Origin of the sequence: Bacillus sp. 3255 (assembly GCF_031456485.1) — a bacterium.
In the GTDB taxonomy this organism is placed as follows: Bacteria; Bacillota; Bacilli; order Paenibacillales; family NBRC-103111; genus Paenibacillus_E.
Genome location: NZ_JAVDUS010000002.1, coordinates 231304 through 253020 on the forward strand (window position 1 = coordinate 231304; position 21717 = coordinate 253020).

Consider the following 21717-nt stretch of genomic DNA (forward strand, 5'->3'; position numbering starts at 1 on the left):
ATATACCATTTGTTTCCTTAACTGTGTCAATGCCAAAAATCCCGCTCCGCACAGCGCATACCGCCCCTGCTTCACGCAAATGGAATATTCGCTGGGCATGCAAATTTTGTAAATGATATAATGCGTTTATGGAGGTGTTTCGATGAAAATAGCAGTCACCGGCGGGAGCGGCTTTATCGGCAGACGCTTGATCGCCCATTTCCTGCGGCAGGGTCATGAGGTTATGACGATCTCTCGCTCTTCAGCTACCGTCGTGCCTGGCGCACGCACGGTAACCTGGGAGCAACTCCGCTCACCGGAAGCGTATACGGACGGTCTGGATGCCATCGTCAACCTGGCCGGAGAGTCCATCAGCCAGCGATGGACCGCAGCCGCGAAGTCCCGCATTCTGGAATCGCGCCTGCAAGCCGCCCGCCAAGTAGCTCAGCTCGTAGAACGGATGGACAAGAAACCGCAGGTCGTCATCAACGCATCGGGCATGTCGGTCTACGGCACCTCGGAGACGGCGACCTTCGATGAGCGCAGCCCGCAGAACGAGACGGATTTCTTATCCCGCGTAGTCGTGAAGTGGGAGCAAGCGGCGGATCAAATTCGCGGACCGCGTATCGTGAAGGTTCGGGTCGGCTTAGTACTCGACGGCAAGGAAGGCGCCTTCCCCAAGATGGCTATGCCCTATAAGCTGGGCGTCGGAGGCCCGGTCGGCAGCGGCAGGCAATGGCTGTCGTGGATCCATATCGACGATATGGTGAGACTGATCGATTTCTGCCTACACGACGAGTCAATAAGCGGTCCCGTGAATGCAACCGCACCCAACCCCGTCACGAACAAACAATTCGGGGCTGCACTGGCCCGTGCGCTGCATAGGCCGAATCTTTTTCCGCTTCCCGCTTTTGTCATGAAGCTCGTCTTCGGAGAATTGTCCGTCCTGCTTCTGGAAGGGCAGAAGGTGCTGCCCCACGTGCTGCTTCAGCATGGCTTCTCCTTCTCGTATACGACCGTCGAAGCTGCGCTGGCGGATATAGTGAGCCCATAAACCCGGACTTCACGAGGGCTTCTCGTTGTGTTCGGGTTTCTTTTTCAAAAAACACTTCACAATCCATTTAAATTTGTGTACAATTAATTCGTTTGAAATATAAATAAGGGTGATGTTAATGAGCATCTATCAATTTACAGCCCGGACCATCCGCGGCGACAATAAATCGTTATCCGACTATGAAGGCCAAGTGCTGCTTATCGTCAATACAGCGTCCAAATGCGGGTTCGCCCCTCAGTTCCACGGCCTTCAAGAGCTGCATGACACCTACCAAGACCAAGGCTTCAGCGTCCTAGGCTTCCCCTGCAGTCAATTCAAAGATCAGGAGCCTGGCGACGATGCCCAGGTCGAGCAGGTATGCCAGCTGAATTTCGGCGTCAGTTTCCCGTTATTTTCCAAGATAAATGTGAACGGCCCTGACGCTCATCCGCTTTACCGTTATTTGAAGAAGCAGGCTTCCGGCCTGTTCGGCTCCGCCATCAAATGGAATTTCACGAAGTTTCTCGTCGACCGGAACGGCAAAGTGATCCGGCGCTTCTCCCCTACGACCACACCGCGCAAAATCGAGAGCGAAATCCGCAAGCTGCTGGCGAAATCGGCTGTGCACGCCTAAACAGGGCAAAACAAATAAACCGTCTGGGTCCATTACCCAAACGGTTTATTGTTATTTGACATATTTTTTTGCCTTTTCGATCGCTTCGTCTTCGGTTGCCCCTGTCACATAGCGGCCATTAATGAATATGAAAGCAAACCGGGAACAAGGTCCGCAATAGGACTTACACGCCACCTTGACTTCAGCGTCCGGAGCTATGACTTTAATTTTGGAAAGTGCGCTTTTCACCTTCATGTGTTTGCATTTGTCACAAATGCGGATATCATTGCGCATTAGTGATCTCCGTGGTTCCCCTTGCTCGGGTTCGTGATCATGAAGCCTTCTTCCGGCGTGTAGAAATAGTCGATACGGATACCGTCCAGCAAAGGTTCATTTCCGTCCAGCAGGACATCGATCCCTTTGTCCGTGCTTACAACGACATCGTTCTCGGATTTATCGTCAAGACCCAAACCATAGTGCGCATGATCGCCATGTTTGTGAGTCACTTGGACGCGGACCAGAAGGCCTTTGTTTTCTTCTTTATCAAGCTCCAATTGAAGTACTTTTGCTGCATTGCGCGAAATTTTGACTTTCATATGTACACATCTCCTGAAACTATAAATTTTATTTCTTATTGTAAAGAATCTAGGTCTCGAAATCAACCTTTGTGCATAGCGGGATTGAAAGCGATTGTAGGAACGCCGTTACGCCCTGCTATTGCTAATTAGCCGCACGAACTTTAAAATACATAGTAGTGAAATTATTTTCCCCTTATTATATGACGGTAACTTACTTACTTCTTGGATAGTAATGTACAACACAATTGGAAAGGATGCGTGCCTGATGTCAACTCTTGAAAATGAAAAAGTCGCTCCCCTCAGCAATTATGTACCCAAAGTGCCCAAAGTAATCGAATGCTCCATTGAACGAACGCTTGAGGTCATCGGCGGAAAATGGGCGTTTCTCGTACTACGGGAACTGTTCTGCGGAACAAAGCGATTCGGCGAGCTGCAACGTCAAGTGACAGGAATCAGCCCAAAATCCTTAACCGACATTCTGCGTCATCTGGAAGATCACGGCGTTCTGGAGCGTACGGCTTATCCGACCGTTCCCGTTACCGTCGAGTATACCTTGACACCGAAAGGCCAGGATTTGCATCAAATATTAAAAGAAATGAAGCTATGGTCAGCAAAGTGGACATAATGAGGAATATCACCTGAGGAGTTGGACGTACATGATTACCATCAAGACAAAGGAACAAATTGAAAAAATGGGCGCAGCCGGGCGTATTCTGGCGGATTGCCACAAAGTGATTGCGACTATGATCCGTCCCGGCATCACGTCCTGGGAAATCGATCAGTTCGTCGAAGGATTTCTGGCGAAGCACGGCGCGACACCGGAGCAGAAAGGCTATCACGGCTATCCGTATGCCACATGCGCATCGGTCAATGACGTCATCTGCCACGGTTTCCCGAAGAAGGAAGCGTTGAAGGACGGCGATATCGTAACGATCGACATGGTCGTGCGCAAAGATGGCTGGCTGGCGGATTCCGCTTGGTCGTACGCGGTAGGCAGCATCTCGCCCATTGCGGAGAAATTGCTCCAAGTGACGAAGGAATCGCTGTACAAAGGCATTGAACAAGCCGTTCCCGGCAACCGCATCGGCGACGTGTCGCACGCCATTCAGGTATATGCGGAGTCGCACGGTTTCTCCGTGGTCAGAGACTTCATCGGCCATGGCATCGGTTCCGAGATGCACGAAGAGCCGCAAGTCCCGCATTACGGACCTGCAGGCAAAGGGCCGCGCATCAAGGAAGGCATGGTCTTTACCATTGAACCGATGCTGAACGTAGGCAAATACCATTCCAAAGTCGATGCCGACGGTTGGACTGCAAGAACCTACGACGGCAGTCTGTCCGCTCAATATGAGCACACGATTGCGATTACGAGTCAAGGACCGGTTATTCTAACGGAACAATAACGCCGCCCCCGGAGGACATGCATGATTTCTTTTTACAAGAAATATTGGAGAACTGCTTTTGACATTGCTCTTATTGTTCTAACGGTCTACTTATTCATGCTGCTGTTCAGCTACTTGTACCGCATCGCGACGCCTATCTTCCTGGCTCTGATCATCTTCATGATGATCGAGCCGCTGGCTAGGTTTCTGAACCGCAAAGGGATGCGCAAGTCGATAGCGTCCGCGATCTCCACGCTGATCTTCGTCTTGATCATCCTCGGCGCGCTAGCGGGGGCAGCCGTTATTTTCACCAGCCAGATCATGAGTCTTGTCGATAAAATCGACGATTACCAAGCCGTCTTCAATGATCAAATCGTACATAGAATCAGCGAATTAAATGAACGGTTCCAAGCGCTTCCTCCTGAAGTCATTATCAAAGCCAAGGAATATGCCGGACAATTCGCTGGCAAAGCCTCCAAATTTATCATCGGTTTCTTATCTGGACTCGTTACCTCATTGACTTCCTTTTCCACTTTCATGTTCAACTTCATTGTCGGAATCATTTTGGCTTACTTCCTCAGTATAGAAATCGATGCCTGGAAACGGCTGGCCAGCGAGAAAACGCCCAATACGTTCAAGTCCGTGTTCTTCTTTCTCAAAGAAAATGTCGTCAAAGGCATTGTCTCCTATGTGAAAGCGCAGCTCAAGCTGATTACATTAACGTTCATCGTGGTGTTCGTCGCTCTGCTGCTGCTCGGCGTCAATAACGCGTTCTCGATCTCCCTGCTGTCGGCCATCTTCGATGTCCTGCCGCTGCTGGGCGTATCGACGCTGTTCATCCCGTGGATCGTCTACTTGTTCATCGTCGGCCAAACTGCACTGGCGATCTGGTTAAGCGCTCTTCTCCTCGTCGTCATCCTTGTCAGACAAATTATGGAGCCCAAGATTACCGGGGAATCGCTTGGCGTTTCCGCTTTCACCACGCTGGCCTTCATGATCGTCTCCCTCTCGTTGTTCGGGGTTGCCGGCGTCATTCTGTCTCCGGTTCTGATTATCTTGTTCAAGGCCCTTTATACGCAAGGCTATTTCCAGCGGTGGATCCGCAAGCCGGAAAACGAATATACGCCAGGAAGCTCGCCTTCCTCCGGCACTTAAGCTTCAAGAAGCTCCGATCCGCACCTTGTGGATTCGGAGCTTCTTCCTTGTTAGACGCGATACATGCTGCGGTATACCGAAGGAGGCATCCCGATCTTCTGTGTAAACACGCGGCTCAAATAAAAGCCGTTCTCATATCCGCATCTCGCCGCGATAGCGTCCAGCGTCAGCGTCGTGCCTTCCAACAGATGCCGCGCTCGCGTCAACCGCATCTCATTGACGAATTCCGATGGCGTCTGACCTGACGCTTTGCGGAATCTGCGGGTGAATTGCACCGGCGTAAGCCCGAGGGAGACAGCCAGCTCCAATAAGGAAAGACTGGCATAGGCATGATCCATCATGTATTTGCGTGCCGTATCCATGAGCGCGTCACTTTCGGTATCGGACTCGTCCTTGCGGATCTTCTCGATTTGGACCAGCCGGAGCAGATCGTTCACCATATGCTGCTTATGCAGCGTGCTCTCTTCGTCCCAACCGGACAATTGTTTCAAATAATCATAATTCGAAATAAGCCGCTCTTTATTGTGGACCGTCACTTTGCCCCGCCAGCCCTCTTCTTCCTCCGCAGATCCAGGTTCCGATAGCCATAGGAATTGTACAAAATGAAACGACAGCGGCTCCAGCGTTCTCCTCTGGAAGCCCGCATGCGGCGGACACAGAACGATATCGCCGAACCCGGCTTCTCCCTTCTTATCGCCGATGCCATAGCAGAATCTTCCGTCCTCCACCGCAAATAAAGTCCAGCAGGGGTATTGGTCTTCGTCATACATAAACTGTTCTTTGCGGTGCCAATACACATGAGAAAGGAGCTTCACGGCCACATCGCGATAGGTCATGGAACGCCCCTCTTTCATTTTGAAATAAAGTATATGCTCATTGTAACTGACTGCATGTTCAAAGGAAATAGAATCTTCTACAATGAAATCAAAGATATTCTAATAACCAGTGAGGTGCATGGTAATGAAGCATGAAATTGTGACATCCGATATCACCGTCATAGGCGGCGGCCTGGCAGGCGTATGTGCGGCAATCGCAGCTGCCCGTCTGGGTCAGACCGTTTCCCTCGTTCAGAACCGCCCTGTTCTTGGCGGCAATGCCTCCAGCGAAGTTCGCGTATGGGTATGCGGAGCTACTTCCCACGGGGTTCATCGCAATGCTCGTGAAACCGGTATCATGGGGGAACTGTTCATAGAGAATCAATATCGCAATATCGATGGGAACCCGTACATTTGGGATCTCGTCGTACTGGAGAAAGTAAAAGCCGAGAAGAACATTACGCTATTCTTAAACTCCGACGTGCACGAAGTCGAGGCTGACGGGGATGAGAACGCCCGGACGATCCGCTCCGTAACGGGCTGGATGATGGGCTCGGAGCGCCGGATTCGCTTCGACAGCCAAGTCTATCTGGACTGCACGGGCGACGGATTGGTCGGCTTCCTGGCCGGAGCCAAGTTCCGGCTCGGCCGCGAAGCGCAGGAAGAATTCAACGAGGAATGGGCTCCGCTCGTTCCGGATGATATTACGTTAGGCAGCACGCTTCTATTCTATACGAAAGATGTTGGCCGGCCGGTCAAATATATCCCGCCAAGCTTCGCCAAAGATATTACGCAGACGACGATTCCGATGCGCCGCGTCATTCGCAGCGGCGACAACGGTTGCTCATATTGGTGGATTGAATGGGGCGGCGAGCTGGACACCGTTCATGAGAATGAACGCATCCGCGATGAACTGTCCTCGGTCATTTACGGAATTTGGGATTATATCAAAAACTCCGGCAAGTTCGACAGCGAGAACCTCACCCTCGAATGGATCGGCTCGATTCCAGGCAAGCGGGAATACCGCCGTTTCGTAGGGGACTACGTACTGAACCAGAACGACGTCATCGCGCAGAAGCTGTTCGAAGACCGCGTCGCCTTCGGCGGCTGGTCCATTGACCTGCACCCGCCGCAAGGTATGTACGCCACCGAGAGCGGCTCCAAGCACATGCATATGGACGGCAGCTATCATATTCCGTTCCGCTCCCTCTATTCGTCCAATGTGACGAATATGCTCATGGCCGGGCGCAATATCAGCGCGTCCCACGTCGCCTTCGGCACGACGCGCGTCATGGCGACTTGCGCCGTCATCGGCGAAGCCGCGGGCACAGGCGCCGCGCTGTGCGCCGCGAAGGGCATCTCGCCGCGCGAGCTGCACGGCAGCCACTTGAGCGAGCTGCAGCAAACGCTGCTGCGGCAGGATGCGTCCGTGCTCGGCGTCAAGAACGGGGACGCAGCCGATCTTGCGCGCAGCGCATCGGTGAGCGCCTCCAGCACGCTCACGATGCTTGCGCTCGAGACGACGGGATCGGTCTTGCCGCTTAACGTGCATGCAGCGCTGCTCGTGCCCGTAGATCCGTCTCTGAACGGCGTTGAGCTGCTGCTCGATGCCGCGGAACCTACGGAGCTTACGGTAGAGCTGTGGAGCACCGGCAAGCCGCAGAACTACGTGCCCCACACGATGATAGCGAGCGTTCAGGTGGCTGTGGCCGAGGGCAGCGCACAGTGGGTTCAAGCTCCTCTGAGCTGGGAGCCGAATGAAGCGCAGAACGCGTTCATCATCTTGCGGAGCAACCCGGCCCTGTCCGTGCATCTGTCATCGAAGCCGCAATCCGGCGTGCTCTCGTTCAAGAAGATCGATAAAGACACTTCCGCCGACTTCGGAGATATGCATCACCACCAGCCGGTCATTGACTGGAACGGCAAGGAGTTCGTTCGCAAGCCGCTATGCTTCCGCCTGCTCTCGCCTACCTACGCGTTCACGGCCGATAAAGTCTTGAATGGCTACAAACGCCCGTACGGCGGACCGAATATGTGGTCCTCCACAGCGATGGAAGCCGGTAAGCCGGAATGGCTGGAGCTCAATTGGCCGAAGGCTGTGCCGATTCGCAGCATACACCTTACGCTCAATGACGACGTGCATGAGGATCTCATCAACCTGCACCACCATCGGACAGAGTTCGAGATTATTCCGGAGCTGGTGAAAGATTATAAGCTGCAAGCCTATGTCGGCGGGGAATGGAAAACCGTTGCCGAAGGCAGCGACAATCATACTCGCCATCATACGCATGTGCTGTCCAATACGGTTGAAACCGACCGTCTGCGCGTCCTGATCGAATCGACGAACGGTTCGCAGCGGGCAGAAGTTATGGAAATCCGCTGCTACAGCTAACCAAAACCAAGCACGCCAAACGGCAGAATTTGCAGCCGTTTGGCGTTTTTTGGGTTGACGGCTTAGCGGGATTCCCGACAATATTTTGCGATAAATAGGTCTTCGTTACTCTTGCGTAACCTTACATGGTGTGTTATATTAAAAGTGCGACAAATCAAGGTTTCCTCTTCAAAAAGTTGACATAGGAGTGATGAAAAATGGATCAGAATTCCGTTCAAATTCGTCAAGGCGAAGAGATTATTTATGTAGAAATGACTGTTAAGGAAGCGCTTGCATTAACAGGGGCCAAATTTAACCTCAACCAAAAGCTGGAGAGAGACGCGATCAAGAAGGTTAAACAGCGCCTAGAAGATAAACTGCTCCCTCCCAACCATTAATTTGCCCACAGAGCCTGGTGAACGGTGCGAACCGTACGCCGGGCTTTTTTATTTTTGGCTCTCCGCCGTATCAAAATCCGCTAACGGTTCATACTAATCTCGCAACTCATCAAATCATACTGCCAAGGAGTGAACGACATGTCAGAGAGCCACAAACAGCAAGGACACGGAAGACAAAATACGACGACACGCACGCAGGATCAAAAGAGCAACAAAGGGCACAAATAACGATAGCGGAATCTAAGGAGGGCCATCTATGCTGGACAATTTAGAGAGCAACTACGATTGTGCGAATGCTGGCACCGATTTACACAATTTGATCCAGGAGCTGGAGCAGTTCGAAGGTCCCGATGAGCAGCGCAACCGGCTGGAGAACCAGATTCATTGGATTCAGAACAAATGCTCCATCCCGCACGAACATTTCCGTTACAGGTAACATACAAAAAGTCCATGCCTCCTAACCGGGCGTGGACTTTTCATTTTAATTAATTTTTCTTCTTGTCAGAATACACGGAACCCCTTTACCTACTGCCCCTGGCTTCTCCATCAAAGCCAAGTAACGAAGCCCTCTCGTGCATGGCGTTTTGCAAACCGAGCATGTTGCCGACTCCACGATTCTCATGGTGTACTGCTCGATGGATGAAGCAATCTTCTTCTTCGCGACCTTGCCCTTCCCTTTCGGTGGTGCCATAACCTCGCCTCCCAGCTCTTCCTTACTTCAGTATATGAAGTCCGGGAGGATCGGTTCTTGAAGATCTACCCCCTGATGGTCTGCAAATCCAGCGCCGTCAGGAGGATCGGAACGATCTCGGCGTAGAGTCCGGCAAACGACTCGGGAGGCAGCGGATTAACGCCAAGGCCCACCTCGACGGTAAATCCGGGCCTGCGGAAATGCTGAATGAACCAATCTTTGTAGCCCGCATCGCTGTCCGTCAACTTGACGGCCTGGTACCCGCTGGCCGTCGCCAAATGCTCGGCAAAGTCCTCGGCTTCCGGCGGTTCGTACCCGCGGTAATTCCAGTAGATTTCCCTCCCTTGCGTATGCAGCGCAATGACCAGCTCGAAGGGGTGGCATTCGGTGAAACGGGCGATCGCCGCGGCTTCCGGCTCCGACAGCGGCTCCGGTCCGCCGTAATCCCGCGCTCCAGGCCCCAGCTGCCCTCTGCGAGCCACTTCCTCCTCCCAATGGGCCGGAAACTGGTCGTTCAGGTCGACGCCTCTTATATTGGCCTTCCAGGCGCTGAAATCCGCTGCTCCGCCGTTCCATTCCAGCAGTTGATCCCGGTACGGATGTTCCGGACTCACGCCGTTCAGTACGAGCTCCACGCCGTCCGGATTCACCATGGGGACGATCCAGAACGAATACTCGGAGAACAGACGTCTGATATTTCTTCCTTGCCATGCCGTTCCTCTCGCAAACGAACAGGCTACATCCTCCACGAATTGCATGATGAGGGGTGTCGTAATCCATTCGTTGGCATGAAAGGCTGCGTTCACATGAATTTCTCTGGCGCCTTGGCCCAGCCGCACCGCCGGTATGCTTCTTCCCATCACACTTTCGCCTATAGTTTCGACACACAGGAAAGGATAAATCTTCCCGAGCCGATTAAGCTCACAGCATAACGTGTCATACCCGTATCCTAACATACGACCACCTCGCACCTCTGTAATCTCTTACGTAGGTTATGAATATGCCCGCCGCAGCGGATTCATGCGGACGCGGGGGCGGCGGCGGTTCGGGTCAGGGCGCCTGGGCGGCTGTCCTGCCGCACCCGCGGGGTGGGGTTACCGCCATGCACCGCGGCGGTCTGAGCCTGGAGCCTGTCTTGCCCCCCGCGGTGTGCATTTACCGCCATGCACCGCAGCGATCTGGGCTCGAGCGGCTCAAAAGCCGCTTCTAACGGACACAGCAGCCGTTATCCGCACTGCATGCAGCCTGTGCCGCCGCTAACGGACACAGGTGACCTTATTTGCCGATTTCGAGCCGAAAATCGGCCCCCCGAAGGCAAATAACGGCACTGGTGTCCGTTACATGCTGGAAGCGGCCCGATATCAACGAATAAGGGCCGCTGTGTCCGTTGCAAGCCGCGCGACCTTGCCCATGAACATAACGGACGCAAAAAAATGACCCTGCCGGGTCATCTTTCGTCATCGCTATTAGAAAGCGGTGTGGATTTACCGCCAACTCTGCGGCAGTCTGAGCCTGGAGCCTGTCCTGCCGCACCCGCGGTGTGCATTTACCGCCATGCACCGCGGCAGTCTGGCCCCGCGCGGCTTCAAAGCCGCTTCTAACGGACACAGCAGCCGTTATCCGCGCTGCATGCAGCCTGTACCGCCGCTAACGGACACAGGTGAACTTATTTGCCGATTTCGAGCCGATAATCGGCCCCAGAGGGCAAATAGCGGCACTGGTGTCCGTTACAAGCTTCAAGCGGCCCGATATCAACGATTAAGGGCCGCTATGTCCGTTGCAAGCCGCGCGACCTTGCCCATGAACATAACGGACGCAAAAAAATGACCCTGCCGGGTCATCTTTCGTCATCGCTATTAGAAAATGGTGGGCATCTGCCAAACAACGGGTGTCATCGCAATCTGCTCCTTGAGCCAGTTCTCGGTAATCCGTTTGAAGCGGTCAGACTCACCGCTGCAGAAAAATTGGTGAATCGGCAGACTGCCTGAAGTCTCCATCATTTCACGGTGATATAAAATCGTGCTGATTTCTCTCGCCGTTTCATCCGCCGATGAGATTAGCGCGACGTCCGGGCCCATCACCCGTGCTATCGGCTCCATCAAAAACGGGTAATGGGTACAGCCGAGAATCAAACAATCGATCGGCTTGCCGACCAGCGGGCGGAGGGATTGCTCCACAATCTCCTGCTCCTGCTCCGCGCCGAACAGCCCCTTCTCCACGAATGGCGCGAGCAGCGGACAAGGCTGGCTGTACACCTGCACGTTAGGCGAAATTAACCGCAGCGCTTGCTCGTAAGCCTTGCTGCGGATCGTCCCGTCCGTACCGATCACGCCGATAACGCCGCTTCGCGTTTGCTTGATAGCGGCTCGCGCCCCGGGCGAGATAACGCCAATCACAGGAACGGATACGCGTTCGCGGATATCTTCGATAGCAACGGCCGTTGCCGTATTGCAAGCAATGACAATCATTTTCGGATGGTATTGAATCAAATAATCCACGATTTGCCGAGTGAAGGTACGTACTTCATCCGCAGAGCGCGGACCATAGGGGCTTCGGGCAGTATCGCCGAAATAAATCACTTTCTCTTGCGGCAGCTGTCTCATAAGTTCTTTGACTACAGTTAATCCTCCGACTCCCGAGTCCAGTACGGCTATCGCTTGCTGCACACCTATCCGCTTCCTTTGCCGGTTAATGAATTACGCGGGTCACATGGATAGAATATGAACGTACAAGCTGAAAGGTACCTAAACTAGCGGCTTAGAAGAAGGGCTTTTTACCTATTTTGGTGGCTGGATGTCGTTAACAAGCGCGAACTCGTAGCCCTTTTTCTTGATCTCTTTGCAGATGCGCGCCAGCGCCTGCATGTTCTCAAGCGATCCTTGGTGCATCAAAATAATGTTCCCGTCATGCAAATTATTCATGATATCGTTATAAGGGTCCTCCGCGCCATTCGCTCGCGGCTCCCAATCCCGCATGGCCGTCGACCAGAATACGGAGGTGTAGCCCATGCTGGATACCAGGCTCAAATTATGCATGTTGTAATGACCGTAGGGGAACCGGAAATATTTCTCCACTTCTTTCCCCGTCAGTTTTTTGTACAGCGCTTCGAAATCCGTAATTTCCTTGCGAATCTGGTCGTCGCTCAGCTCGTTGAAATCTTTGTGCGTCATTGTGTGATTGGCTACGAAATGGCCGTCAGCCACGACTCTTTTCAAATACTCCGGATTCTGCTTAATGTTATTCCCCGAGATGAAGAAGTTCGCTTTCACACCGTTATCCTTGAGCGATTTCAGCATCAAATCCACTTCGATCAGCGGGCCTCCCGCATCAATGGTGAGGTATACCTTCTTGCCCGTGCCTACCCAGACGGCTTTCTGGTCGGCAGTGAACGATTTCGTTTCTTTGGGGAAATCGGGAACTTGTCCCGTTTTCTTCTTCATGTAATACCACGAATAGGGCGTCTTGTCCCCGGTTGTCGTTTTGATTTTGCCGCTGTCGGCTGTCGCGGTCGGCTTGCTTGTAGCCTTAGGCGATGCGGATGGCGATGAAGGCGAAGGGAATGGTGCAGGTGCTGCCGTCGATTTCGGCGTCGCTGTCGGTTTGGGCGTTGCGGCCGGAGCTGCAATCGGTTTGGTTGTAGGCGCCGGCGTCGCCGCCTTGGCCGCAGCCTGCGGGCTTGGCGTGCCTGCTTCGGAAGCAGGGGCCGTTAGGCTTATGTCTGCACAACCGACCAATGTTGCGCTAAGCAGGATCAGCAGTGCAGCACTTTTGGTAATTGGTGTCATTGTCGGACCTCGCTTCCGAAAGAATACGTTCGGTATTCCTTTCGACAGCGCTAGACAAATTACCTGCCTAATTTTGGTGCGTGGTGTTATTTCGTGGCGCGGTACGTCAAATATTGGAGAATGGTGATCAGAATGAAAGCTGTTCCAGCCAGCATCGGGATCGTAATAAAGCCCAGCCAGTTCAAGTAGTCCACATCGCAGGGAACCGGGCCGCAGCCTGTGGCGGATTCGTGAAACACGCCGGACTGCAGCAAAACATGATAGACGGATATGCAGGCTCCCCAGATCGTGAGCGGCATGACATAGATCGTCAGTTTGTAATCTCTGCGCACCGCGGCGATTCCCAGAATGACGACCAGCGGGTACATCAGAATGCGTTGGTACCAGCACAATTTGCAAGGTATGAAATGCATGATTTCCGAGAAGTACAAGCTCCCCAATGTGGCGATTAGCGCAAGCAGCCAGGATAGGTGCATACCGTTCTCTCTAAAAAATTTTTTTGACATTCGAGCTCGTCCTCCCCTTTCCCACTATTATAGAAAAATATAGCAGGGAAGTCTAACGCTCCAGTCGCAAAAAAGCCAAGCAGGCAAGCGCCCGCTCGGCTTCATTCATACCGAAAAGCTGTACACGACTTCTTCCGTCTGCTTAACAAGCCCGCTCCATTGTTCCACAGGAACAAGGTCGACGACAGCCTTGATCGGGATGCTGGCGAAGTCCAGCTGCGGCACGGCATCCAGCTTCATCCGGTTGGTGACCAGCCGGTCCAGCCAGCCGGGATATTCCTTCTCCATCTGCTGCAGCCGGTAGATGGCCGTTTCAAAGTCCTTGCGCGACGCGTTCACCGAACCGATCACGCATTTGTTCTCCAGCACCATGCTCTGGTTCAGCATATCAGACGGAATCTCCAGTTTCCGGTCCGCCGGCGTCACCCCAAGCAGCGCCAACACACCGTTCGGCGCCAGCACCCCCATCGCCTCGAACGCAAGGGGGCTGAAGCCCGTGCATTCGAGAATGAGATCTATCGGCTTGCCGAGTTCCTCGGCGTAAGCCGTCAGAGTGTCGGTGCCGCCTTCGTCGGCCCCGGCCTGCCGGTACGCGCCTCCGCAGTCTTTGACCAGCTGCGCTTGCAGGCTGTCCTGCGGGGATCTGGACCATACGTAGACGTCCAGCCCCAGCAGCCGGCAGGTCATCGCCGCGAGCAGCCCGAGCGGTCCCGAGCCGAGGATGAGCGCCGTCCTCGGCTCCCAGATCAGCCTCTGCTGCACGCGCAGCACCTGGTCCCACACCTTCTCGACGATGCTCTGCGGCTCAACCAGCACGCCTTGATGCAGCAGTCCGGAGGGCACTTGCACCAGGTACCGGCCTTCCTCCTTGTAATACTCGGAGAGGAAGCCGTGCGCTCCCTTGATGCCGCGCTCGACGAACTCGCCGCTCTGGCAAAAGTCCGAATGGCCGTTGCGGCAATTGACGCAGCTTTGCTTGCGGCAGGGGCGCCGGACGATCGCAGTCACGAGATCTCCCGGGGAGAAGCCGCTCTCCGCCCCCGCCTCGGTCACGACGCCCAGTGATTCGTGACCTGTCGTCAAGTCGTCTTCCCCTTGAGGGGGGACGCCGTATTTCTCCTGCAAAATCTCCTTGTCCGTGCCATCCAGGCCGACAGCCAATACCTTCACGATAACTTCCTGAGGATGACGAATAACCGGATCCTCCACCGTTTCCAGCGCAATGGACGGATTCCCCTGCCGAAGCTGTTTCACCCGTATCGCTTTCATCTCTCCATCTCCTCCTTTAATGATGAGCGGGTTCGAGCACTTGGTCTTCGCTTGCGTCCGCCGCCTGCATCGAACCTTGGGACGTGAGCTGCTTCAATTTGGTCAAATATTCCTGCGTCACCTTGATGAAGGAAGCATGTGACCACGTAAGCGGCGAAACGGAGAGCGGCGCTCCGGTGAACGGATGCACCTGCTCCGCCATCGTTCCCGAAGGCAGCGCGTGACGAATAGCCCATCGCATCAAGTTCTCGGCTTCCTGCAGATCAGCCGTCTTCGCCGCCGAGGCCACCAGCCATTCCGCGTACCACAGGGTACAGATGAACCAAGGGTTGCCCGGCACTTTCGCCACATCGTTCGTCACTTGATGGTAGTAGTCGTTCTCATATCGGGCAATGCCTCCGATATCCGTATTTACCCACAATTTCTCTCTTAGAATCCGCAGCGTGGCAGCAACCCGGGGATCCTCCCGCTCGAACAAACCGAAATCGAACAGACCGTACATACTCATATCGAGCGTATAGTCCGGCACATATTTATTGTCCTCGTAGCTCCAATACAGAGCCCGCAGGAAACGATTGCGGTCAGAGGCGTAGAGCTGCTGATCCGCGGCTTTTTTCACTTGACCGGCAACATCCGCATAATAGACGGAACGGGCTTTATCATTGTGATATTCGGCGAACCGCGCCGCAGCGACCAGGCCCGCGTATACCGAGGCGACGGTAAAGGCCAGCACGCCGTACCGCTCCTCCCACAGATCGTACGAAGGCAGCGGAAGACCGGACGCATCCCGGTAATGCACGAGAAAGTCGGCCGCCGGTTTGACGAACTTCTCATAATCGTCCCGCGACTTCTCCAGCGTCCCCGCCAGCTTATGGTGATGCCACAGCGTGTACAGAACGAGGGCTGTTTCGTCCTCCTGAATGGCCAGCTGCTTCTTCCCCTGCCCGTCCACCCATGGGTGCCAGCTGGAGCCGACGGAGCTGTCCGGGTTGTATTTATGCATGAGATAGCCTTCGGGTGTTAACACTTTCATACAAAAGTCGAAAAATTTGCGCGACAATTCGGAATAGCCGGCACGGTCCAGCGCATGCGAAACGAGCGCTCCGTCCCGCGGCCACATATAGGAATACGTATCTTTGGCAAATTTCAAAATATCGGAATCGTTCGCCGCGATAATCGCCCCGCGGTTGTCGATGTTCGTTCTGGTGATCAGCAGACATCTTTTATAGAAAGCAGCGATATCCTGCGGAAGCAAAGACAGCTGATGGGCATCCCGATTGACCCACTGCACCCAATGATCATGCGTACGCTGCAGCAGAGCCTGCGGCGTCGATGTGCGCAGAAGCTGCTCCATGCGCTCTACCTCCTGCTTCGTATGGCCGAAGCAGATCCAGAACCAGGCTTCTTTGACCCCTTTGGGCGGCAGCGTCACCGTTAATTCCAGCGTTCCGTCCACAGACCCTTGCGCGATCGGATTCCCGCCCAATGCGCCGTCCTCGGCGTCGCGCCACGTTCCTTCGAGGCCGTGAATCCCTTTCTGCCCCGTCGCGTAGCCGCTTGGCGACGGCCGGTCGGCATCCGGAGATAAGCCGGACAGAGACATATAGCGATGGCCTTTATAGAACACAAGCGAGTTCAGTTCGGGATCGTAATAGATCGTATCCCCGACGCCGTTTCCATAAATTTGCAGATCCAGATGAAAGTACAACTTTATCTCTCTTTCTGCATCAAAGCGGTTTTCGATCTTGATTTTGCGCAGAAAAATATTTTGCTGGACGTCAACCCCATCGCGAATGAGCATGCTAAGTCCAAGCCTGTCGTGGGCGCACTGCACGTTCGTAACCAGCGAATCGTCCAGATAATTCAGCTTTTTGGACACCTCCGGATGGTCGATCCAGAAGAAGTCCTGCGCGCACCAAATGCCGAAATGTGAAAGATGATCGCTAGATTGATTCTCCTGCCCTACTAAAGGGTAATACATGTCACGAATATTATAAGCAGCGTCGAAATTAATGAGCACATTCCCATTCCCAATGGGCAAATCCCTTGCCATGCAATCAGCCTCTTTCCATGATGTTGCTACTACTTTTCCAATCGAGAAGCTTAAATATGCATGCAGCGGAGCAGACAGGAATTACAGGTAAATGACACCAATCACTCTTCAAACATTTTCAATTGCGCAAAACTCAATTACAATTAAACCATACGGAGGGATTTATCTATGAAGCAATTAGAAGGATTCGGTAAATTTTTGGAAAGCTTGCGCGGCAAAATGTCCTTGCGCGAAGCAGCTAACAAAAGCGGACTTTCACATGCGTACATCAGAGATCTGGAGTTGGAGCGGAACCGCTCGACCAATGAGAAAATCAACCCATCGCCCGTCACCCTCAAAAAGCTGTCGGATGCCTACAACATTCCGTATACGGACCTTATGGAGAAAGCCGGCTATTTGGAGCTCGACAGCGTACCTGCGGCGACCGCAACCTCGGACCTGTCGGACCCGGTATCGATGGCAGACACTCTGTATATTGAAGTCAGCACGAAAGAAATCACTTATCATACACGGATCGAACGAATGACCAAAAGCGTGAATTCCTTGTTGGACTTCAGTCTGTTCTTGGACAAGCTCGAAGAGATGGGCTATAAGAAAATGGACACGGATCTATTCGTCAACATGAACCAAGTTCAGAAATATATCGAGAGGGAAGGCAAGCTCTATTTCGATCCGCTCGGCATCTCCAAATTTGTCGTCATTGCTGCGATTCGCCAGAAAAAATATCATGACCTCATCGTGCGCAGCGTAGCCCGCAATACCGGCATGGGCCTGGAGTTCCACTATGACCGCGCCGCATCGGACGGGTCCCGGATTTCCTCCGTCAAACGACCGATTTAGCGTAAAATTACAAAAAAAGGAGCAAAGTTCATCAAAAATGAAACTTTTGCTCCTTTTTTTCGTCCATACATAGAGAATAGAGAATGAAAACTTCATTTTTCGGTAGAGAGGGTTGGTAACGGGCACATGGCGGTACAGCAAGCTACTACCACGCCGCAATCTCGGCGGGCGCGGGCAAGAACGAAGCGGTCTGCGGGGTTGCGCTTTTTTATGTATACGATAATAAGCTTTACGATTTTGTCTCTTCTGTCTTTATGTTGGTTTTTTCTTACAGCGTCAGGCACGAGCGTCAGGCTCATGATGGCGGATACCCTCATTACGACCCAGCATAGGGACTGGGCCAAGTATTTGATCGGCTCCGAAGAGCTCCAGAAACGCGTAGAAGCGTATTGGAAGAAGTTCGACGAGATGGGCGATGAGAAGGATCAAGGGATCGTGCAGCTCGAGCCTGTGAGCTCCACAGCGCCTGTGGCGCCTGTCAAAAAAGAGCTGGTCAAGATCGAACCGATTTCCGGCTCCAATTACAAAGGGTACCTCGTCACGATATCCGATCCGAAGAAGCTGCGTATCGCCGTTCCGGAGAAGGTGGGCAAAGGGGAGAAGGTTTCTTCTATGGTCAAGCGAACGGGAGCCCTACTCGGCGTCAACGGCGGCGGCTTCATCGACCCGAACTGGGAAGGAAACGGATTCCAGCCGGAAGGCATCGTGATGTCCGGCGGCAAGATCTTCTATAATGACAAAGGGATGAACGGTACGGTGCAAGTCGTCGGGATCGACAAGGAAGGCCGGATGATTGCCGGGAAATACAAAGTTTCCGAGCTCGTGGAGATGGGCGTGCAGGAGGCGGTTTCCTTCTCCCCGCGGTTTATCGTCAACGGTGTCGGACAGATCAAGAGCCAAGCGGACGGCTGGGGCATCGCCCCGCGCACGTGTATGGCGCAAACGAAAGACGGATCCATTCTGTTCGCCGTCATCGACGGCAGACAGAAGCACAGCATCGGGGCCACGCTGTATGATATACAAGAGATTTTCCTGCAGCACGGCGCCATCACCGCCGCCAATTTGGACGGGGGAGCCTCTTCAGTTCTCGTCCATAACAATGCCATCGTCAACAAACCGTCAAGTGAATACGGCGAAAGATACCTTCCAACGGCATGGCTGATCTTCGAGCATCCGGAGACCGCACCGATCAAGAACGTCTGGGAAGGGCTCGACATTCGCAAGATTGACCCTTCGAAGTGGTAACGTGCCGACTGGACGCCAGTGTCCGTGAGCGTCGCACGGGACCAGGGGACTTGTCCAAATGGACATCACACAAAGAGCTAAGCATTCAAACTGCTTAGCTCTTTTCTATTTTACCGTACTCTCTAGCGGTTGCCCAGAATAACCAAATCCTCCGCTGCTTCGGAAGCTTCGAGTTCATCCAGCGCTTCCATATCGTCCTGTTTGGACTCTTTCCAGGAACGGACCGTACTGGCCACGTTCGCCGCCGTATCTTTCGCTTTGCCGACCAAATCGGAAGTCGTCGTGCTTACGCTTTTTGCAACGTCTTGCGTTTTTTGCGATACCGTACTGGCGATTTGTACCGTCTTGTCGCTAACCGCCTTCGCATTATCGGCGATGTCGCTTCTCAGCTCGCGGCCGGACTTCGGTGCGAACAGCAGCGCCGTCGCTGCGCCTAGCAGGCCTCCGACTACGGCACCGATGAGGAGATCTTTCGCTTTTTTCTCGTTGGACATGTGTCATCCACTCCTTAATGGTCTGATTTGGCATTGCGGCTTGCCTGCCATCGCTGCCACAGCTCATACCCGGTCGTTGCCCACTCCATGACGTCCTGTATGCGCTTCTGGTGGGTATGTACAACCTTTTCCGCACCATGAAGCGAATCGTTCATCATTCGTGCTCCTTTGCGAAGGACAGAAGCGACGTCCCCTATAGCTGCTCCTGCCTTCTCGATGGATTGGACGCCAGGCTCTAACGCCAGGACCTGCATGTGCACCTCTTCGGTCAACTGCCCGGCCTGCTTCAACAGCTGCTCGGCTTGCCCTGCGGTCTTCGCTACATGCTGTTCCGTCCGGGCTGCCGTAAGGCTGAGCTGGTGAAGCAGCTGCTTCGCTGCGATCAGCACGCGAATGGCGAAGCCTGCGAGCACAAGGAAAGCAGCGGCGATACTAACGACACTAATCTCCATCCAAGTCATGACGGGCACCTCCTGGGGCTGTAAGCTGTGGGGAATTTCGGCGGCTTCTAGACGAATGCCTATGAATTACTACAGTATAGATCGGAGAGGCTTGACTTGACACAAAATAACTGGAAAAATTTCCGGGACCTTGTCATAATGAAAAACAAAACAACCATCTGGAGGAGTAAGATGAACCGAGAGCAAGGATTGAAGGAAATCGAGCGTACCCGCATTATCGCCATCGTTCGGGGCGTGAAGGAAGCCCATATTCTGTCCGTGGCGGAAGCGCTGCGGAAGGGCGGCGTCACGGTGATGGAGGTCACGCTCAACACGCCTGGCGCGCTGGAGATGATCGGCGAGCTGCAGGCGAAGCTTGGTCAGCAGATGTATATCGGCGCAGGAACCGTGCTGGATGTCGAGGACGCACAGAAGGCCGTCGGCGCCGGCGCTTCGTTCCTGGTGACGCCTAATCTGGACGAGGACGTCATTCGGTACGCGAACCGGGAAGGGGTTCCGGTGTTCCCTGGGGCAATGACACCGACCGAGGTCGTCAAAGCTTGGAAGGCCGGGGCCACGGCGATTAAAATTTTCCCAAGCGCAAGCCTGGGTCTGACATACATCAAGGAATTAATGGGACCGCTTGACCATATTCCCATGATGGCCGTTGGCGGCGTCACCGAGGCGAACATTAAGCAGTTTCTGGACATCGGCTGCTATGGGCTGGGCATCGGGGGCTCGCTGATCAACCTGAAGGAAATCGAAGCCGGGAATTTCGAATGGGTGACGGACAAAGCTTCCCGTTTGCTGGCCGCCTCGAAATAACGCGTCAAAACAAATAACCATCATCCTCTGAGTTGTGGAGGTGATGGTTATTTGTTCTGGCTAATGATATAGACACACTTGCTGGCGCCCTTGGCCAAGCACTCGGTCCGTTCGACCTTCGCATCCAGCAGATTCCGAAACAAGGCGAGCTCGCATTGGCAGGCCTGCCCGTAATCGTTAGCCACTTGAGCTATGGGACAATTATGCTCGTTGAAAACATAAGCATCTTCCCCCGACGGAGCCCAATCGACCATGTAGCCGTTCTCGTTCTGAATCGTCGCAAGCTCGGCGATCCGCTCCTCCAGAGTGAGCCCCTGCATCCGCGGTTGATAGCGGGATTCAAGCTTACCCTGACGTCCTTCGAACAGTCGTTCAATGGTGTCTTGACCTTGATCTTCGAGCAGCTCACCGAGCAAGTCTAACGTTAGCTGCATATATTTCTTCGGAAACAGTTCATCCGCTTTGGGAGCCAGCGCATACACGTTCGTCGGTCTCCCCATCGCTTGACGGACAAGCGTCGTTACAAGCAGATCTTCCTTCTCCATGGAATGAATATGACGCCTGACGGCCATTTCCGTAATTCCGAGCTGTTTGGACATCTCATGAACGCTTAACGGTCCCTGAGTTTTGAGCATAGCAAGAATCACTTTACGCGTCGACGTCTCAAGTGCCGGATTCATGTGCTCACCTACCCTCGGAACAGTCATTATGTCTCATTTTACAGCATGAATGTTCAGAAGTAAATTAAGAAACATCTATGTATGTTATTCCAATTCACTCTTAATGAAGGCCCGCACACTGCCGGCAAACTCTTCAAAAGCCGCCGGAAGCTTAGGCAGCACCGGATGCAGCTCCTCGCGGTTCCACGCTACATAATCCTGCACGAGCGGTTTTCTGAGCTTCACAAGCTCCAGCAGCGTCTCCTTAAGCGGCTCTGAATACGCCCCTTCCCCGTGCACAATGTCCACGATATCCTCATACGAGCTGGCATCTCTCAGAATAAAGGCGTCGATCAGCAAACTGCCGACATCGGTTACGGTTTCAATGGCCAGATGCAGAACCCGCTCCTGCGCCAATTGCCAAATAAGATCGTGCGTCCCTTGCGCCCACTGCGCTTGCAGCTGATTGACCGCCTCCGCCAAAGCTGAAAGAAACTGAATTCGTTGATCGATTTGTTCATGATTGATAAAATACATTGCCTATCTCCGTCCTCTTTTTCGCCATTTCGTCCAAATCATCATTGCA

General features: G+C 53.5%; 26 protein-coding genes. 11 read left to right on the forward strand and 15 right to left on the reverse strand.

Translation table 11 applies throughout. The features are described 5' to 3' along the window. Positions 1-142 precede the first annotated feature (142 nt). Together J2X61_RS03610 and J2X61_RS03615 are read left to right on the forward strand one after the other, a co-directional pair. Positions 143-1033, forward strand: a complete 891-nt coding sequence (locus tag J2X61_RS03610) for a TIGR01777 family oxidoreductase (RefSeq protein ID WP_310185980.1) — start codon at positions 143-145, stop codon at positions 1031-1033. A 118-nt stretch (positions 1034-1151) separates the two neighbouring features. Continuing rightward, positions 1152-1646, forward strand: a complete 495-nt coding sequence (locus J2X61_RS03615; RefSeq protein ID WP_310185984.1) for a glutathione peroxidase — start codon at positions 1152-1154, stop codon at positions 1644-1646. 51 nt (positions 1647-1697) lie between these two features. Here the strand turns inward: J2X61_RS03615 and J2X61_RS03620 are convergent, their stop codons facing one another. Further along, positions 1698-1919: a YuzB family protein gene (locus J2X61_RS03620; RefSeq protein ID WP_127454674.1), complete on the reverse strand. Its 222-nt coding sequence runs from the start codon at positions 1917-1919 to the stop codon at positions 1698-1700. Then, the gene (locus J2X61_RS03625; RefSeq protein WP_274466014.1) at positions 1919-2221 is read right to left on the reverse strand and encodes an iron-sulfur cluster assembly accessory protein; all 303 of its coding nucleotides are present in this window, start codon (positions 2219-2221) and stop codon (positions 1919-1921) included. The genes J2X61_RS03620 and J2X61_RS03625 overlap by 1 nt, the downstream gene beginning before the upstream one ends. 247 nt (positions 2222-2468) lie before the next feature. Between J2X61_RS03625 and J2X61_RS03630 the strand changes: the two genes are divergently transcribed. Genes J2X61_RS03630 through ytvI form a run of 3 tightly spaced genes read left to right on the forward strand, consistent with a single transcriptional unit; the run spans position 2469 to position 4740 of the window. Beyond that, positions 2469-2828 carry a winged helix-turn-helix transcriptional regulator gene (locus tag J2X61_RS03630; RefSeq protein WP_127454678.1) on the forward strand — a complete coding sequence of 120 codons (360 nt, stop codon included), beginning with the start codon at positions 2469-2471 and terminating at the stop codon, positions 2826-2828. 31 nt (positions 2829-2859) lie between these two features. Further along, entirely contained in the window at positions 2860-3606 is a 747-nt protein-coding gene (gene map, locus J2X61_RS03635; protein WP_274466016.1) for a type I methionyl aminopeptidase, read from the forward strand. A gap of 21 nt (positions 3607-3627) precedes the next feature. After that, positions 3628-4740 (forward strand): sporulation integral membrane protein YtvI, encoded by a 1113-nt coding sequence (ytvI, locus tag J2X61_RS03640; RefSeq protein WP_274466017.1) that lies wholly within the window; start codon positions 3628-3630, stop codon positions 4738-4740. Positions 4741-4790: 50 nt separating this feature from the next. Here the strand turns inward: ytvI and J2X61_RS03645 are convergent, their stop codons facing one another. Further along, the gene (locus J2X61_RS03645) at positions 4791-5576 is read right to left on the reverse strand and encodes a helix-turn-helix domain-containing protein (RefSeq protein ID WP_274466018.1); all 786 of its coding nucleotides are present in this window, start codon (positions 5574-5576) and stop codon (positions 4791-4793) included. Between the two features lie 124 nt (positions 5577-5700). On the opposite strand from J2X61_RS03645, the gene J2X61_RS03650 reads away from it, so the two are divergent. From J2X61_RS03650 to J2X61_RS03660, 3 genes are all read left to right on the forward strand, one after another. Continuing rightward, positions 5701-7947 (forward strand): FAD-dependent oxidoreductase, encoded by a 2247-nt coding sequence (locus J2X61_RS03650; RefSeq protein ID WP_310185988.1) that lies wholly within the window; start codon positions 5701-5703, stop codon positions 7945-7947. Between the two features lie 197 nt (positions 7948-8144). Beyond that, the gene (locus J2X61_RS03655; RefSeq protein ID WP_274466020.1) at positions 8145-8324 is read left to right on the forward strand and encodes a hypothetical protein; all 180 of its coding nucleotides are present in this window, start codon (positions 8145-8147) and stop codon (positions 8322-8324) included. 256 nt (positions 8325-8580) lie between these two features. Beyond that, the gene (locus J2X61_RS03660; protein ID WP_274466021.1) at positions 8581-8760 is read left to right on the forward strand and encodes a DUF2524 domain-containing protein; all 180 of its coding nucleotides are present in this window, start codon (positions 8581-8583) and stop codon (positions 8758-8760) included. A 45-nt stretch (positions 8761-8805) separates the two neighbouring features. Here the strand turns inward: J2X61_RS03660 and J2X61_RS03665 are convergent, their stop codons facing one another. The 8 genes from J2X61_RS03665 to J2X61_RS03700 form a co-directional block, all read right to left on the reverse strand. Continuing rightward, positions 8806-9015: a hypothetical protein gene (locus J2X61_RS03665; protein ID WP_274466022.1), complete on the reverse strand. Its 210-nt coding sequence runs from the start codon at positions 9013-9015 to the stop codon at positions 8806-8808. 65 nt (positions 9016-9080) lie between these two features. Continuing rightward, positions 9081-9971, reverse strand: a complete 891-nt coding sequence (locus J2X61_RS03670; protein ID WP_274466023.1) for a M14 family metallopeptidase — start codon at positions 9969-9971, stop codon at positions 9081-9083. 319 nt (positions 9972-10290) lie between these two features. Then, positions 10291-10623: a hypothetical protein gene (locus J2X61_RS03675; protein ID WP_310185990.1), complete on the reverse strand. Its 333-nt coding sequence runs from the start codon at positions 10621-10623 to the stop codon at positions 10291-10293. Positions 10624-10871: 248 nt separating this feature from the next. After that, a complete protein-coding gene (gene racE / locus J2X61_RS03680; RefSeq protein WP_274466024.1) occupies positions 10872-11681 on the reverse strand; it encodes a glutamate racemase in 810 nt (269 codons plus the stop codon). A 111-nt stretch (positions 11682-11792) separates the two neighbouring features. Next, positions 11793-12800 carry a polysaccharide deacetylase family protein gene (locus tag J2X61_RS03685; RefSeq protein ID WP_310185993.1) on the reverse strand — a complete coding sequence of 336 codons (1008 nt, stop codon included), beginning with the start codon at positions 12798-12800 and terminating at the stop codon, positions 11793-11795. Between the two features lie 86 nt (positions 12801-12886). Further along, complete coding sequence (locus J2X61_RS03690; protein ID WP_274466027.1) at positions 12887-13306, reverse strand: disulfide oxidoreductase; 420 nt, start codon at positions 13304-13306, stop codon at positions 12887-12889. A 105-nt stretch (positions 13307-13411) separates the two neighbouring features. Continuing rightward, the gene (locus J2X61_RS03695; RefSeq protein ID WP_274466028.1) at positions 13412-14575 is read right to left on the reverse strand and encodes a glucose 1-dehydrogenase; all 1164 of its coding nucleotides are present in this window, start codon (positions 14573-14575) and stop codon (positions 13412-13414) included. A 16-nt stretch (positions 14576-14591) separates the two neighbouring features. Continuing rightward, complete coding sequence (locus tag J2X61_RS03700) at positions 14592-16628, reverse strand: glycoside hydrolase family 15 protein (protein ID WP_310185995.1); 2037 nt, start codon at positions 16626-16628, stop codon at positions 14592-14594. A 168-nt stretch (positions 16629-16796) separates the two neighbouring features. Between J2X61_RS03700 and J2X61_RS03705 the strand changes: the two genes are divergently transcribed. Both J2X61_RS03705 and J2X61_RS03710 read left to right on the forward strand, forming a co-directional pair. After that, positions 16797-17468, forward strand: coding sequence for a helix-turn-helix domain-containing protein (locus J2X61_RS03705; RefSeq protein ID WP_274466031.1), 672 nt, complete (start codon positions 16797-16799; stop codon positions 17466-17468). 126 nt (positions 17469-17594) lie between these two features. Next, positions 17595-18713, forward strand: coding sequence for a phosphodiester glycosidase family protein (locus tag J2X61_RS03710; RefSeq protein WP_274466032.1), 1119 nt, complete (start codon positions 17595-17597; stop codon positions 18711-18713). 122 nt (positions 18714-18835) lie between these two features. Here the strand turns inward: J2X61_RS03710 and J2X61_RS03715 are convergent, their stop codons facing one another. Both J2X61_RS03715 and J2X61_RS03720 read right to left on the reverse strand, forming a co-directional pair. Further along, a complete protein-coding gene (locus J2X61_RS03715) occupies positions 18836-19207 on the reverse strand; it encodes a YtxH domain-containing protein (protein ID WP_310185999.1) in 372 nt (123 codons plus the stop codon). 14 nt (positions 19208-19221) lie between these two features. After that, positions 19222-19668, reverse strand: coding sequence for a DUF948 domain-containing protein (locus tag J2X61_RS03720; RefSeq protein ID WP_274466034.1), 447 nt, complete (start codon positions 19666-19668; stop codon positions 19222-19224). Positions 19669-19839: 171 nt separating this feature from the next. Here J2X61_RS03720 and J2X61_RS03725 point away from each other — a divergent pair, with 171 nt between their 5' ends. Beyond that, a complete protein-coding gene (locus J2X61_RS03725) occupies positions 19840-20472 on the forward strand; it encodes a bifunctional 4-hydroxy-2-oxoglutarate aldolase/2-dehydro-3-deoxy-phosphogluconate aldolase (RefSeq protein ID WP_274466035.1) in 633 nt (210 codons plus the stop codon). Positions 20473-20519: 47 nt separating this feature from the next. On the opposite strand, the gene J2X61_RS03730 is transcribed toward J2X61_RS03725, so the two are convergent. Together J2X61_RS03730 and J2X61_RS03735 are read right to left on the reverse strand one after the other, a co-directional pair. Further along, on the reverse strand, positions 20520-21152 hold the full coding sequence (locus J2X61_RS03730; protein ID WP_310186003.1) for a helix-turn-helix transcriptional regulator: 633 nt from the start codon (positions 21150-21152) through the stop codon (positions 20520-20522). Between the two features lie 84 nt (positions 21153-21236). Further along, positions 21237-21668 (reverse strand): DUF86 domain-containing protein, encoded by a 432-nt coding sequence (locus J2X61_RS03735; RefSeq protein WP_274466038.1) that lies wholly within the window; start codon positions 21666-21668, stop codon positions 21237-21239. Between the last annotated feature and the right edge of the window lie 49 nt (positions 21669-21717).